At 73.0% G+C, this 14,761-nt stretch carries 11 protein-coding genes; 7 read left to right on the forward strand and 4 right to left on the reverse strand.

Annotated features, from left to right (window positions below; translation table 11 throughout):
• Nucleotides 1-82: 82 nt before the first annotated feature.
• From ABZ354_RS11820 to ABZ354_RS11840, 5 genes are all read left to right on the forward strand, one after another.
• Nucleotides 83-586 carry a hypothetical protein gene (locus ABZ354_RS11820; RefSeq protein ID WP_358655557.1) on the forward strand — a complete coding sequence of 168 codons (504 nt, stop codon included), beginning with the start codon at nt 83-85 and terminating at the stop codon, nt 584-586.
• Nucleotides 556-1,986 carry a hypothetical protein gene (locus ABZ354_RS11825; protein ID WP_358655559.1) on the forward strand — a complete coding sequence of 477 codons (1,431 nt, stop codon included), beginning with the start codon at nt 556-558 and terminating at the stop codon, nt 1,984-1,986. Before ABZ354_RS11820 ends, ABZ354_RS11825 begins: the two co-directional genes overlap by 31 nt.
• Nucleotides 1,983-3,509 carry a VWA domain-containing protein gene (locus ABZ354_RS11830; RefSeq protein ID WP_358655561.1) on the forward strand — a complete coding sequence of 509 codons (1,527 nt, stop codon included), beginning with the start codon at nt 1,983-1,985 and terminating at the stop codon, nt 3,507-3,509. The genes ABZ354_RS11825 and ABZ354_RS11830 overlap by 4 nt, the downstream gene beginning before the upstream one ends.
• Before the next feature lie 76 nt (nt 3,510-3,585).
• Nucleotides 3,586-4,710 (forward strand): AAA family ATPase, encoded by a 1,125-nt coding sequence (locus tag ABZ354_RS11835; protein WP_358655563.1) that lies wholly within the window; start codon nt 3,586-3,588, stop codon nt 4,708-4,710.
• Nucleotides 4,707-7,517: a DUF5682 family protein gene (locus ABZ354_RS11840; RefSeq protein WP_358655565.1), complete on the forward strand. Its 2,811-nt coding sequence runs from the start codon at nt 4,707-4,709 to the stop codon at nt 7,515-7,517. The genes ABZ354_RS11835 and ABZ354_RS11840 overlap by 4 nt, the downstream gene beginning before the upstream one ends.
• A 101-nt stretch (nt 7,518-7,618) precedes the next feature.
• Here the strand turns inward: ABZ354_RS11840 and ABZ354_RS11845 are convergent, their stop codons facing one another.
• A complete protein-coding gene (locus ABZ354_RS11845; RefSeq protein ID WP_358655567.1) occupies nt 7,619-7,990 on the reverse strand; it encodes a ferredoxin in 372 nt (123 codons plus the stop codon).
• A 137-nt stretch (nt 7,991-8,127) separates the two neighbouring features.
• On the opposite strand from ABZ354_RS11845, the gene ABZ354_RS11850 reads away from it, so the two are divergent.
• Complete coding sequence (locus ABZ354_RS11850) at nt 8,128-8,532, forward strand: ChaB family protein (protein ID WP_358655569.1); 405 nt, start codon at nt 8,128-8,130, stop codon at nt 8,530-8,532.
• Between the two features lie 396 nt (nt 8,533-8,928).
• Nucleotides 8,929-9,291: a DUF6479 family protein gene (locus ABZ354_RS11855; RefSeq protein WP_358655571.1), complete on the forward strand. Its 363-nt coding sequence runs from the start codon at nt 8,929-8,931 to the stop codon at nt 9,289-9,291.
• Between the two features lie 281 nt (nt 9,292-9,572).
• Here ABZ354_RS11855 and ABZ354_RS11860 read toward each other — a convergent pair whose 3' ends face one another.
• The 3 genes from ABZ354_RS11860 to ABZ354_RS11870 form a co-directional block, all read right to left on the reverse strand.
• Nucleotides 9,573-12,104, reverse strand: coding sequence for a glycosyl hydrolase family 65 protein (locus ABZ354_RS11860; RefSeq protein WP_358655573.1), 2,532 nt, complete (start codon nt 12,102-12,104; stop codon nt 9,573-9,575).
• Nucleotides 12,101-12,880, reverse strand: a complete 780-nt coding sequence (locus ABZ354_RS11865) for a beta-phosphoglucomutase family hydrolase (RefSeq protein ID WP_358655575.1) — start codon at nt 12,878-12,880, stop codon at nt 12,101-12,103. The genes ABZ354_RS11860 and ABZ354_RS11865 overlap by 4 nt, the downstream gene beginning before the upstream one ends.
• A gap of 610 nt (nt 12,881-13,490) precedes the next feature.
• Complete coding sequence (locus ABZ354_RS11870) at nt 13,491-14,498, reverse strand: alpha-L-glutamate ligase (protein ID WP_358655577.1); 1,008 nt, start codon at nt 14,496-14,498, stop codon at nt 13,491-13,493.
• Between the last annotated feature and the right edge of the window lie 263 nt (nt 14,499-14,761).

The raw sequence follows: 14,761 nt of genomic DNA on the forward strand, positions 1-14,761 counted from the left end.
GTGGTCGGCGTTAGGTTCTTCTCAGTCCCGCCGCTCTGGCGTGGGCCTTCCTTCGTGCTGTGGTTGATGAGGAGATGGTGCGTTGTCCGGCTGGGAGAGGTCGAGCACGGCGCGGGTGGTATCGCCCGCGAGGCCGAGGAAGCTCGCCAAGGTCCCGTTCGTCGAGCTCGCCGACGGACGCCTGCAGGGGGTGGTGTCCAGCGGCTCGGACATCGAGCGGGTCTACGTCTCGTCGGTCGCGGCGGGGACGTACGCGTTCGCGTGCAGCACCAACAACAACCGGCCGTGCGGGGGCGCCCGGGGGACGTTCTGCAATCACCTCCGGGCGCTGGTGGGTGAGGCGGTGCTGCAGTACGGCGCCGAGCGCGTCGCCCGCTACCTGCGTGTCGACGCCGGTGACGAGGAGCTCGGCGCCCCGCTGCTGACCTCGGCCATGACGAGCACGCGCCCGCCCCAGGGGGACACGACGGCGGCGGCGCCGGTGTTCAGCCGGTTCCTGCGCCACCTCGCCTATCTCGAACTGGCGTCGGCGACGGGCCCGTTGCCGGAGATGCAGTGGTTCCCGCCGACCAGGGCGGTGGCGTGATGCGTGCCGATCTGCTGACCGAGCCCGTGGACGGGCCGGCCGAGGCGCTCGCGGCCGTGGACGCCTTCGACGCGGCCCTCGCCGCAGGGCTGCTGCGGCCCCGGCCCGCGCAGGCCGCAGGCCTGATGGCGCTCGCCGACGCCGTCGCGGGGACGCCCCTGGCCACCCGGGTCGCGGAGGCGGCCGAGAAGGCGGCGGCCGGAGCCGCGGGCGAGGAGCACTTCCTCGCGTTCGCCGCCGCCCGCACCGCCCTGCTGGGCTCGGTGCACGACGCGCTGAACGTGCGGGTCGAGGAGGCGACCGGCCGGGCCCGGGGCGAAGAGTCCGTCGAGGACACCGGCACGGCGGCCGGTGAACCGTATGGGGCGAACCTGCTGGCCGCCGCCCGGTCCTGGCTGGCCGATCTGGCGCGCGCCGGATGGCGGAGCATGGACCACGACGTGGTGTCCGGGGCGGCCCAGGTCGTCTCCGCGATGCTGCCGGACCCGGTGCTGCGCCGACCGGCCACGCTCCTCGACGGGTTCGCGGCCGAGCTGGCCGCGTCCTGCCCGGGTGCCGGCCTGGACCGGGTGCCGGAGCGCCGCTGGGCCGACCTGTGGTCCCGCGCGATGCTGCTGACGGTGCCCGGCGCGGCCGGCATACCCGAGACCGGCCCGGTCTCGGGACGGCTGCTGCCGCTCGGCGTCGACCTGCACGAGCACGCCACCGCCGTACAGGCACAGGTCCACGCGGTGTTCGAGCCGGCGGACGGCGGCACGCCCCGGCTGGTCCGGGCGAGCGTGTCCGCGCCGAAGCCGGACTCGGTCGTCGGCGCCGGACTGTGGCAGCTGCTGCGCCCGCACATGTCGCTGCTGGGCGCGGTCGGCGAGGGCCGGGCCATGGAGCTGACCGGCATGCCGCTCACGGCGGAGGGTGACCTCGTGTGGAGCGACGAGCACGCGCGCCTCGGCGAGCCCGCCGACGCGTTCGCCACGGCCCGGGTGGCCCTGCCCGCCGCGGCCGCCGCGCCGGTCGCGCCACTGGACCGGCATCCGGCGCGCATCGCGGTGCCCGTCTTCCTGGAGGGCTACGCCGCCCGGCAGGACGAGGACGGTCTCACGTTCACCCTCGCCGGGCACGCGCTCGCCGTGGACACCGACCGCATACCGGTCGCCGGTCCGCTCACGCCGGAGGCCGTCGCCAAATCCGGCGCGTGCATCGGGCTGCTCCGCTGGGACGCGGGGGCGTTCGCCGTGCAGCCGCTGGCGGTGGAGACGACCGTCCGCAAGAAGCCCGTCACGGTGCACGCGGGCGCGTGGGCCGGCGGCACCACGGACAAGGCCGGCGCGAAGGCCGAGAAGGCCGCCACCGACGCGGTGGCCGTGCTGCGGGAACGGGCCGGGAGGTTGCTGCGGAAATGACGCGGACGAACGAAACGCCGGACAGTCCCGCTGCCGACGCGGGCGGCACCGCCGCCGGCCCAGGCGGTCCCCCCACCGGTCCGGGCAGCCCCGTCGCCGGCCCGGACGGTCCCGTCCCCGGCCCGGGCTCAGGCGCCCCGGTCGTCGCCGACCCGGACGCCAACCGTCGGCAGGTCCTGTACTGGCGGCTCCTCGCCCGCCTCTTCGACCAGGACGAGCAGGCCGCACTGGAATCCGCGAGCCTCGCCGTCGTCGAGGACGTCGGACTGCCCGCCGCGCTGCTCGACCCGGGGGCCTCCGTGGACTCCGTCGTACAGCGCCACCCGGAGCTGGCGGCCGAGTTCGACGGACTGATGACCCCGGACGACGACGCGGAACGGGACCGGGACGCGGAGGTGCGGCGGGCCGCCCTGGTGTCGAAGGTCCTGCTCAACGTGTTCTCGTCGGGCAGCGGGACGGTCACGGCCGGGCAGCTCGCGCGCTGGCAGTCCGACGCGGGCTGGCTGGAGCGGGCCCTGGGCTGCAAACCGGGCGAGCTGCGCGGCGGCAGGGCGGGCAACGGTGGCGGACAGGGCGCCGGCCCGGCCGGCACCGGAGGCGGCGGCAGGACGCCCGACCTCAGCCGGCTGATCCCGGCGATCGGCCCGGAGCTCGGCTCGATCGAGGCGGACCTGGTCAAGCGGATGCGGCTGCGTGAGGTGCTCGCCGACCCGAAGCTCGCCGCGCGGCTCACGCCGAGCATGTCGCTGATCGAGCAGTTGCTGCGGGACAAGAACAACCTGTCGGGTGTCGCCCTCGCCAACGCCAAGGCGCTGATCCGGCGCTTCGTGGACGAGGTCGCCCAGGTGCTGCGCACCCAGGTGGAGAAGACCTCCGTGGGCGCCCTGGACCGCTCGGTGCCGCCGAAGCGGGTGTTCCGCAACCTCGACCTCGACCGCACCATCTGGAAGAACCTCACCAACTGGGACCCCGAGGAGGAGCGGCTCTACGTCGACCGCCTCTACTACCGGCACACGGCGCGCAAGACGACACCGCAGCGGCTGATCGTCGTGGTGGACCAGTCGGGCTCGATGGTCGACTCGATGGTCAACTGCACCATCCTGGCGTCGATCTTCGCCGGGCTGCCGAAGGTGGACGTCCACCTGATCGCGTACGACACGCAGGCACTCGACCTGACGCCGTGGGTGCACGACCCGTTCGAGACGCTGCTGCGCACCAATCTGGGCGGCGGCACCGACGGCACGGTCGCGATGGCGCTGGCCCAGCCGAAGATCGCGGAGCCGCGCAACACGGTCGTGGTGTGGATCTCCGACTTCTACGAATGGCGCCGGGAGCCGCTCTTCGAGAGCATGGCGGCCATCCACCGCTCGGGCGCGAAGTTCATCCCGGTCGGCTCGGTGACCAGTTCCGGCCGCGGCAGCGTCGACCCGTGGTTCCGCGAGCGGTTCAAGGATCTCGGCACGCCGGTGCTGTCCGGACACATCCGCAAGCTCGTGCAGGAACTCAAGTCGTTCCTGACCTGACGTCCCGCCGGTCCGGCCGCACTCCTGCTTGGTCACTCACCCTCCTCCTCTCATCCTTCGTATCGAAAGGCCCGTCATGTCCGACCTGTTGCGCGCCCCCGCCGAGCTCAAGTACGCCGAGGAACTGGACTGGCTGGAGTCCGTGGACGACAGCCCCAAGCCGTTCTCGTGGCGGCTGTCGCCGAAGATGGTCCGGCTGTTCATCCTGGGCTCCGAGCGCTCCGACGGCCTGGACCGGGAGATCTCGCAGAAGTGGTTCGGCGACCGCAGTTTCGTCGAGCGTTCCATCGTGACGCTGGCCTCCGACCGCGGTCTGCTGCTGATCGGCGACCCGGGCACGGGCAAGAGCTGGCTGGCCGAGCTGCTGTCCGCGGCGATCTGCCGCAACTCCACGCTGGTCGTGCAGGGCACGGCGGGCACCACCGAGGACCACATCAAGTACTCGTGGAACGTGTCGATGGTCATCGCCAAGGGCCAGTCGCGGGAGTCGATGATCCCCTCCCCGATCATGACGGCGATGGAGGCCGGCTCGATCGGCCGGTTCGAGGAGCTGACCCGTTCCACCAGCGACGTCCAGGACGCGCTGATCTCGATCCTGTCCGAGAAGTACATCTCGGTGCCGGAGCTGGGCAGCGACCAGGACAGCGACAACATCGTCTTCGCCAAACCCGGCTTCTCCGTCATCGCCACCGCCAACAGCCGCGACCGGGGCGTCAACGACCTGTCGTCCGCGCTCAAGCGCCGCTTCAACTTCGTCCGCATCCCGGTGGTGACGAACAAGAAGAGCGAGGCGGAGATCGTCCGGTTCCGCACCGAGGAGCTGCTGCGCCGCCACCAGATCGAGCTGGACGTGCCGCCGACGCTGCTGGACGTGCTGCTGCAGAGCTTCGCCGACCTGCGGGCCTCGGCCGCCGCGGCGGGCAGCGACGACGAGAAGCTGGAGTCCGCGCTGTCCACCGCCGAGCAGATCGGTGTCCTGGAGGACGCGATCCTGCACGGCACGTTCTTCGGCGAGCAGGCGCTGACGGCTCGTACGCTCGCGTCCTCGCTGGTCGGGTCGCTGGCCCGGCGCGAACCCGAGGACCTGGCCATCCTCAACAAGTACCTGCACGGCGTCGTCGAGCCGCGCAGCAAGGACGTGGGCGGCTCCTGGCCGGAGTTCCTGGAGGGCGGCCGCGACGCGATCGCCACCCTGTCATGAGCGGCGGCGACGAGAGCGCGTTCGGGGCGCTGCGGGGCCAGCTCCGGGAGGCGGCCGCGACGTTCGCCGACGGGCCGGGTGCCCTGGAGGGGATCCTCCTCGGCATCGTCGACGACGTGGACCGGGCGGTGCGCGAGCCGCTGGAGATCTTCCCGGTCTGCCACCACTCCCCCGCTTCGGCGCTGGCCATGGCCCGCCGTCTGCGGGAGAAGCAGCCGAAGGTGGTGTACCTGGAGCTGTGCGAGGACATGGCGCCACTGCTGACGGAGCTGCGCAACTGCCGGCTGCCGGTGGCCGTGCAGGCCTTCGCGTCCGAGATCGACGGCTTCCCCGCCGACTGGGCGCCGCTGTCGGTCGTCGCCCCGATCACGGAGGCGTCCGCCGAGTACCAGGCGATCGCCTACGCGCTGGACACGCCGGGCGTGGAACTGGTGCCGGTCGACCGGTCCTCGGACCACGTGTTCCAGTGGGACGCGCGCGGCGAGCAGAGGTCCGAGCCGGACAGCCCGGACAGCCCCGACGCGTCGTCCGCCGAGGAGGAGGACGCGCTGCACGGTGACGCCGTGGGCGTGGAGATCGGCGACCTGCGCCCGCGCTTCGCCGAGTTGGAGGAGCACCTGCTGCGGCACGGCAAGGTGCGGCACTGGTCGGAATGGTGGCACCAGTACGTGGAGCTGCCGCTCGGCGACAGCGACCACGCCACCTACCGCCAGGTCATGCTGCTGATCGGCAGCCTGTTCCGGCGGCTCGCGCCGGGCGACCCGCACCGTGTCCGCGTGGACGAGGACCGCGAGCGCTACATGTGGACGCGGATGCGGGAGCATCTGGCGGCGACGGGCACCGGTCCCGAGGACTGCCTGTATGTGTGCGGCGCCTTCCACGCGGCCAGCCGGGTCGAGGAGTTCGGCATGGCAGGATCGGACACCTTCGAGATCTCCCCGCGCTCGGCGACGAAGTGGCAGCTCGGCCTGATCCCGTCGAGCCATGCCGCGATCGAGGCGCAGTTCGGTCTTGCCGGCGGTTCGGTGTCGATCGCGGCGACCCTGTGGGCGAAGAACCTCAGGCGGACACGGGTGAAGCCGTACCGCCTGGCGGGGCAGGCCGGCGCGAAGAAGCCGACGGCGAAGAAGGCCGTCGCCGCCCCCGCGGTTCCCGTGCAGGATCCGCCGGCCTCGGACAAGCTGACCGGTTTCCTGCAACTCCCGCCGGTCATCGACCAGTTGGACGAGGCGGAATTGCTCGGCTGGTCGGTGGACATCGTGCGCGCCGCGCGCCGCAACGGCTACCTCGCCTCCACCGCCGACGCCATCGCGGTGTTCGAGACGTCGATCCTGCTGGCCGGGATGCGTGACCGGGCCAAGCCGACGCCGTACGACTTCCAGGACGCGGCGGTCACCTGCATCGAGAAGGACGTCGTGCCGGGCCGGCGGGACGTGCGCAGACTCGTCGAGATCATGATGGGCGGCGACCGGATCGGCCAGGTCGGCTACGACTCGCTGCCGCCGCTCGCCCGTGACGTGCACGACCGGCTGGAGCCCCTCGGCCTGAAGCTCCAGCAGCGCGGCGTGCAGCGGGCACTGCTGGACATCGCCGGGCAGCCGCGGCTGGAGGCGTGCTCCGACGTGCTGTGGATGCTGCGGTATCTGATGCCGCACGGCGCAGCACGGCCGATCATGGGCGAGCGCACACTCGGCGAGCGGCCCATCCAGGAGTCCTGGGACCTGGCGCTCGGCACCCACCAGCGGGCCCTGATCGAGCTGGGCTACGAGGGTGTCAGCATCGAGCAGGTCCTGGAGCAGCGGCTGCGCCGCACGGCGTACGACGCGCGCGCCACGGCGGCGACCGTGCTGCAGACGGTCGAGGACGCGACGCTGTTTCTGCGCGGCCGGCGGCTCGCGGACGAGCTGGGCACGCGCGCCCTGGAGGTGCTGTCGGCGGAGCGCAGTGTCGACGGTGCGCCGGAGGTGCTGCGCCGGGTGCGGCGGCTGCTGGCGTACTACCGCACCAGCGAGCCGGTGCTGCCGCAGTGGATCGAGTCGTTCGTGAAGACCGGCTACGCGCACTACTGCACGCTGCTGCCGACGGCGTTCACCGACGAGGACGCCACCGTCGGGCAGGTGGCGGCCATGCTGGGCTTCCTGTTCAGCATGGAGGGCCTGGCGCTGTCGCTGGGCTGCGACCGTACGCAGCTGGAACTGGCGGTCGGCCAGTCGCATCCGGAGGACCCGGCGAAGTCGGCGCTGCTGTGGGCGGCGCAGACCCACCTGGGGACGCTGTCGCGGCTGAGTCTGCGCGAGCGGTGCGACGAGTTGCTCGGCAATCCGCTGGTGCTGCCCGCCTATCCGCGGTACCTGAGCGGTTTCCTGCATGCGCTGGTGCCGGTTCCGGGGCTGACGGACTTCGTCGTGGAGGCGGTGTCGAACGCGTTCGCGCGGCTGCCCGATCCGGTGCTGCTGCCGTGGCTGCCGACGCTGATCACCACCCTGCGCGGGGGCGGAGCCGAGCTGGCTCCGCTGCTGGTGCGGGAGGCCGGGCGGATCTTCCCCGGCCGGCTGGGGGCGCTGGACTCCTGGGTGCCGCCGTGGCTGGCGCAGCCGGACCCGGCCGCCACGCGCCCGCGGCGGAGCGCGAAGGCAGGCGGTGTCGCCCTGCTGACGACGCATCCCGCCGCCTGCGACGCGGTGGCCCGGCTGCTGGGCTGCGACGGGCAGTGGGCCGCGCCGGACGCCGGGCCGGGAGGGGTCGCTCTGCTCGGCCGGCATCCGGAGACGGCGGTGGCGCTGGAGGCCCTGCTGGCCGGTTCCTGACCAACCCGCATTCCTGCCGCGCGGACGGGCGGCAGGAATGCGGGGAGGGGGTCAGGATGCGGTGGGGGGCGGACGGACTGCCGTCCGCCCCTCCCCCTGCGTCACCTGAGCGTGTCCAGGAAGTCCGTGCAGGCCTGGGCGCATTCGCGGCAGGCCTTCGCGGTGTCCTGCGCGCCCGAACAGCCGTCGAGGACCTGTGCGCCGTCGAGGCAGACCTCCCGGCACCGCTCCACCTGCATGCGGATGGCGTCCTCGTCCACCTGGTTCTGCTCGGAGAGCACGCGGCACGTCGCGTCGCACATCTCCACGCACATGATCGCCTTGCGTCGTACGCGTTCCTGTTGCTCGCTTCCGTCCGGCTCCACGAGGCTCGCGCGCAGTGCGCACGACCTCGCGCACTCCGCGCACGCCTGGGCGCAGGCGAAGCGGTCCTCCAGGAACCGGAACAGCTCCTGCTGGGATGTCGTGGTCACCCCGCGCGGGTAGCCGTCACCGACCGCGTCAAACCCTGTGTTCCCAAGGGTTCCGGCCAGTTTTCCCGGTCCCCGCGCCGGGCACTCGGGCGGCGTCACGACCGACTCACGACCTACTACGGACGGAGGTGGACGCCGTGCCCGGACGACAGGAACTGCCGTCGACCCTGGAACGGTCCGCCAAGGACGCGCAGCGCACCTGGATCAAGGCGCACGACTCGGCGGTGGAGCAGTACGGGGAGGGCGAACGCGCCCACCGGGTGGCGTTCGCGGCGCTCAAGCACAAGTACGAGAAGGTCGGCGAACGCTGGCAGCGCAAGGAGGCCGGCCGCATGGGCCCCTCGGATTCTCGGGCGGCACGGCCGCGCGGGCGGGGTGGCCGCAGTGGCGAGGGCATCGACGAGCAGGCGTCGAAGCGGCATCTGTACGACCTGGCCCGTGATCTGGGCATCGACGGCCGGTCCCGGATGTCGAAGGCCGAGCTGCAGGAGGCGATCCGGAAGGCGAACCGGTCGAAGACCCGCGAGGCGCGGTCTCGTTGACGGGAGCTCCGCAGGGCCGCGGTCGAGGCCCCGTGGCCTCCGCCCGTGGTCTTCGCCCGGTGGTCTCCCCGGGCCTCCACCCGTGGTCTCCACCCGGCGGCCGAGGCCCTGCGGGCGGGCGCAGGGGTCGATGCCCGGCGGTCGGGCCCAGCGGTTACGGGCACTTCGGCCGACAGCAGTGCCCGACGGTCAAGGCCCTGCGGGTTCCGGGCCCCGGCGGGCGGGCCCAGTAGGGATGCGCGGCCGTCGAGGCCGAGCGGTCGCCGGCCCGGCGGGCGATGCCGTGCAGTCGCGACCCTGTGATGGAGCCGGGTGATCGCGACCCTGTGATCGAGGCCGGTGATCGGTTCACGCGGTGATCGGGTTCAGGCGCGGCGGCCGGGGTACCCGCCGGCCATGAAGACCGAATGGATCGACATCGCCGCAGGTCGGGGCGCGCTCGGGGGCGGACTGCTGGTGGCCGCCCTGATCGTCGTCGCGGTCCTGATCGGCGCGTTCGTGCTGGGCGTCCGGGTCATGCGCCGCGAGTCGCGACGCCCCCGGCGCGAGGAGCAGCCGCGCATGCCCGCCGACGGCCCGGTCCGCGAAGTGCGTGACAACCGGGAGCCGGAAGAGATGCCGCGTGGTGACGAGCGCCTGCTTCCGCACGACATGCCGGCGCACGGCAACTCCGCCCACCGCACGGGCCCGCAGCAGGACAGGCCGCGCTGGAACGACGGCGGCGGCTCGTTCGGCAGCGGCGGCCCAGGAGCCCACTGACCGCGTCCCGCCAACCGCGCCCGACCACGACCGTTCCGACCGCACCCGGGCGCCACTGACCGACCAACAGGAGAAAGAACTGACAAGCAGGAGAAGGGTCCGGGCAGCTCCCGGGCCCTTCTCCTGTACGCGCCCCGGCCCACCGCGCTCCCGGCCTCCCGGACCTCCAATGCGTACGCGCCCCGGGGCAACCGCGCGCCCCTGTCCCCCGGGCCTTCGATGCGTACGCGCCCCGCAGACGACCGCGCTCCCTTCCCTCGGGACCTCCCGTGCGTGCGCGTTCAGTCGGGCAGCGCGAGCGTCGTCGTCCCGCCCGGCTCGAGGCGGATGGCGCGGCCGGGCAGTCGGAGGTCGATGGGCGGCAGGTCGGCGTCCGGCACGGCGACCGACATGTACCCCGCCTCCAGTTTCAGCCGCACGCCCCAGTTGCCCTGGTAGCGGACGGAGAACCCGTACGAGGACAACTGCGGCAGTGGCACGGGGTCGAGCCAGAGGGCCCCGTCGCGGGTCTCCATCCCGGTCAGGCCGCGCTGCACCAGGTCGAGGGTGCCGGCCATGGCGCCCAGGTGGATGCCCTCCCCCGTGGTGCCGCCCTGTACGTCGGCGATGTCACCGCGCAGCGCCTCCTGGCAGAACGTCCACGCCTCGGCGCGGCGGGCCCGGACGAGGACCCAGCCGTGCACCAGTCCGCTGAGGGTGGAGCCGTGACTGGTGCGGTGCAGGTAGTGGTCGACGGTGCGCCGCCAGGTGTCCTCGTCCAGCGGCACCCCCAGACGGTGGAACAGGCCCTGCAGCTCGGCCGGTGAGAACAGGTAGCCGAGCATCAGGACATCGGCCTGCTTGGAGGCCCGGTAACGGTTGACGGTGTCGCCCTCCGCCTCCAGGATCCGGTCCAGGCGGCGGATGTCGCCGTAGCGCGCCCGGCAGGCGCCCCAGTCGAGTTCGGCGAGCTCGCCGTAGCCCTCGAACTGGCTGACCACACCCTCGTGGAAGGGCACGTGCAGGGTGCGCGACACCTCCTCCCAGTGCTCGGTCTCGGCGTCCTCCAGGCCGATGCGCTCGACGAGTTCCCGGCGGCGCGGCTCGGGCAGTCCGTCCAGCAGCTGAAGCGTCCTGGACAGCACCCAGGCGGCGGTGACGTTGGTGTACGCGTTGTCGTCGACGCCGGGCTCCGTGGCGTCGGGGTAGGCGTCGTGGTATTCGTCGGGCCCCATCACCCGCAGGATGCGATGCCGTCCGAGGGCACGGTCCCAGGTGGCCGAGTCGGCCCAGAACCGGGAGATCCGCAGCAGCATCTCGGCGCCCTTGGTGTGCAGGAACTCGATGTCTCCGCTCGCCTCGCAGTACTGCCACACGTTGTACGCGATGGCCGACCCGACGTGGTGCTGGAGGTGGGTGTGGTCGGGCAGCCAGCGCCCGGAGAGGGGGTTGAGGTGCAGTCGCTGGGCCTCCTCCCGGCCGTCGCTGCCGCTCTGCCACGGATACAGCGCGCCCCGCCGGCCGATGTCGCGTGCCGCGGTGCGGGCCCGTTCCAGGCGCCGGTGGCGGTAGCACAGCAGGGCTCGGGCGACCTCGGGGAAGTGCAGGTCGAGGAAGGGCAGCACGAACAGTTCGTCCCAGAAGACATGCCCGCGGTAGGCCTCACCGTGCAGGCCCCGGGCCGGCACGCCGACATCGAGTTCGGCGGTGTGCGGTGACAGCGTCTGCAGGACGTGGAAGAGGTGCAGCCGCAGGATGAGCCCCGCGTCACCGGGTACGTCGAGACGGGCGCGCCGCCACAACTGGTCCCAGGCCGTGCGGTGCGAGTCCAGCAGCGCCTCGAAGCCGGGCGCCCGGCCGACCCGGCCGACCGCGGCGTACAGCGGGTCGCTGATCGCCGGGTCGTGGGAGGTGTGCAGGGCGACGGTCTTGTCGACGGTGACGGTACGTCCCGGTACCAGTGCCAGTCGGACGAGCTGGCCGGCGACGGGGGGTTCGTGCCGGATGGTCAGCACCGCCCCGTCGGCGGTGACGCGGGAGGCCATGCCGATACGGATGTCGGAGGTGCGGGTACGGCAGCGCAGCCACACGCGGTCGGGGGCGGCCGTCCCGGCGTGCACATGGGTCAGGTGGCGGCCGTCCAGGTCCCGGTAGCGGGACACGCCGTCGTTGGTGACGCCGCCGTCGAGAAGGGCCTCCACCTCCAGTTCCCCAGAGAACCCCTCGGCGGTGAACTCGGTGCGCAGCGCCGCCAGATGCGGGTCCGCCATGTGGACGAGCCGCTGCTGACGCACGGCCAGGACCCGGCCCCCGCCCACGTCGAACCGGGTGCGGCGCTCCAGCACACCCGGGCCGAGGTGCAGGGTCTGGCGGTGGTCGAGGACGGGCGTGGTGTCCGGGCTCAGCCACTTGCCGCGGGTGAGGCGGAACCGCAGCGGCAGCCAGTTCGGCACGTTGACCATGTCCTCGTTCTCGACCCGGTGGCCGGACACCTCGGAGGTGAGCCGGTTGTAGCAGCCGGCCACATAGGTGCCCGGGTAGTGCACGTCGTCCGCGGTGCACTCGGGCAGGACGCCCCGGGTGCCGAAGTAACCGTTGCCGAGGGTGCACAGGGACTCCCGCAGCCGTTCCTCGGCCGGGTCGTAGCCCTCGTACTCCCAGGTCAGGTCCGCCGGTCCGGTCGGGCCGGTGGGGCCGGTGGGGCCGGTGGGTTCGGTCGGCCCGGTGGGGCCCGCCGGGCCGGTGGGCGCGGTCGGTACCGCCGGGTGGACCGGCCCCGTCGGTTCCGCCGCGCGGGCCGGTCCGGTCGGTTCCGTCCCGTCGGAGCTCCTCATCGCCTCACCCCGGGTCCCGTCCCCCGTGCGCCGGCCGTGCCCCGGCCGTCCGCCGTACCGAGCAGTTCCCCGAGGTCGCGCACGACGAGGTCGGCGCCGTGCCGCAGCAGGTCCTGCCGGGTCTCCTCGCTCGCGGCGCGGTCCACCCCGACGACGAGGGCGAACCCTCCGGCCCGGCCCGCAGCCACGCCCGCCAGCGCGTCCTCGACCACGGCGGCGCTCCCGGCCGGGACGCCGAGACGCCTCGCGGCCTCGAGGAAGAGGTCGGGGCGCGGCTTGCCCGGCAGTCCGAGGCGGGCCGCCTCACCGCCGTCGACCAGCACGTCGAAGAGATCACGGACCCCGGCGCGGGCGAGCAGTTCGCCGGCGTGCCGGGACGCGGACGCCGCCGCGCACGGAACACCGGCCGCGCGCAGGGCCCGTACCAGCCGTACCGTCCCGGGGTAGGCGTCGACGCCGTCTTCGCGCAGCCGCCGCGTGAACAGGGCCTCCTTCGCCCCGGCCACGGCGCGCACCGCCTCGTCGGGGGGATCGGACAGGCGCGAGGCGAGGAACGCGGCGGCGCCGTCGAGCCGGGACCTGCCGTCCACGTACCGCAGATAGTCGTCCCGCACGTCGAACGGGCGCCGCATCGCGGGGTCGGCGGGCGGATGGTCCCGCAGGAAGGCGTCGAAGACCTCCTTCCAGGCGGCGGCGTGCACGCGGGCCGAGTCGGTGATCACCCCGTCGGTGTCGAAGACGACACCGCGCACGCCCCGCAACGCGGCCTCGAACACGCCGTGACCGGTGGGACCAGAGGGGCCAGAGGAGACAGAGGAGACAGAGGGGCCAGAGGAGCCTGAGGAGCCTGAGGATCCAGAGGAGCCTGAGGATCCAGAGGGTGCCCCGGTGGCGCAGGTCCGGTGCACGGGCTGCTCCATGGTCCGCACCACCTTTCACCGGGTCGGGATCGGGCGCCGAGTGTCGGGAGCTCGGGCTCGGAGCTCGGCCTCGGAGGTCGGGCTCGGGAGGTCGGAAGGTCGGTAGGTGAGAAGGCCAGAAGGCGGGAAGGTCGGAGTCCGTTCACGGACTCCCTGTCGGATGTCGGAGCGCGTGCAGAATCCGGACGCAGAAGAGCACCAATGGTGCAGAACCAGCGTCCACCGTCTACGGTCCGCGCGCAGCCCGGCGGGCGTGACAGCCGCGGCAGACACCGGGGAGTGCGGATCCCCGGCCGCTGTGATGTGCTGAGAAAAGACGGGAAGGGCCCTTGGAAAGACGCGGAGAAGCGGTCTTGAGCCGCGCACCGCGCAATCAGGATCCGCGAGAAGCGGATGGGTCCTTCCCGCCGTGCCGCCACGCGTCGGCCAGGGCCGTCGTCGCCGTGTCGGCGTTTGCGTGGCCGCCTCACACGGTGGGCGCGCCCGTCGTCCTCGGTTCCCCGGTCCGGCGCGGCAGCACTCCCGTGCCCGTGTGACCACCGCCGCGGGCCAGCGCGTCCAGGTGCGCCTGGACGTACGGCACGGCGACTCTGTCCAGTTCCCCGTCGACGAACGCCGGGTGCACGTTCACCTCGAAGACGACACCGCCGTGCTCCGGCACCAGGTCGACACCGGAGAACGGCAGGCCCACGGAGGCGGTCGCGGCGACGGCGAGCTCGGCCAGTCCCGCGGGCAGTTCGGCGGGCGTGAGATGGACGGGGGTGGCGCCCCGGGAGGTGTTGCAGGGGGTGTCGGGCGCGGGCTGGACGTGTACCCGGGCGTGGATGACACGGCCGTGCAGGACGAACACCCGGTACTGGTGGCGTCCTCCGTCCCCGGTCATGTTCCCGGCGTCGCGGGACAGGAGCCAGTCGGTGTCGTTCCGGGCGTAGTAGGCGGCGGCCCGGTGGAGGGCGTCGGTGGTGGTGACGTGGAAGGCGTCGTCGCCGCCGGTTCCGACCACGGGCCGGGCCCAGGTGTCACCGCCGAGTCCGTCGAAGGCGGCCGTGGCCTCCGCCGGGGTGGGCCGGGACAGGACGACGGTGTCCATCTGGGCGATGCCGTCCCGCTGGAAGCGTTCGACGGTCAGGTTCTTCTCGGTCGCCGTCCGCCAGGCTTCCGGGCCGGCGTCGAGCGTGACCACGTCGTGCTGGTGGAGGACCTTCTGGAACGCGGCGAGTCCGGCCCGGCGGTGCGGCGGGATCTCGTAGAGCAGGACGACGTCGGGCGTGAACTCCAGCCCTTCGTCGGGCACGTGAAGCCGTAAGCGGCCCTCTTCGCCAACGGCGTGGCCGGTTCCGCCGGGGGCGAAGTGCCGGGCGGCCACGCGGACCGGCGGCGCGCCGGTGAGGAGTTCCACGGCCCGGGCGAGGTACTCCCGGCAGCCTTCGGACGAGGTGGGGTCCGCGATCAGGGCGATGCAAGGTAGGGACACAGCAGCCTCCAGCGGCGATCGACGCGCATCGGCCGCGCCCTGGGTGACGCGGCCCGAGCGACTCACGGGTGGTGCGTCTCGCGTGGGCCTGTCATGGGCCTGTCATCCGCGGGGGCCTTACCCTAGGCGCCCGGCGGGAGCCCTGCCAGGGTGCGGGGGGCGACTGCGCCCCCCGCTTCCACCTCTGCGCCGTTCCGGCCCCGCCCGTGCGCCCCGTGGCACCGCCGTGAGCTGGGCGAATTCCGGCCTTTGGCGTGGTTCAG

Source organism: Streptomyces sp. NPDC005925 (assembly GCF_040638805.1).
In the GTDB taxonomy this organism is placed as follows: Bacteria; Actinomycetota; Actinomycetes; order Streptomycetales; family Streptomycetaceae; genus Streptomyces.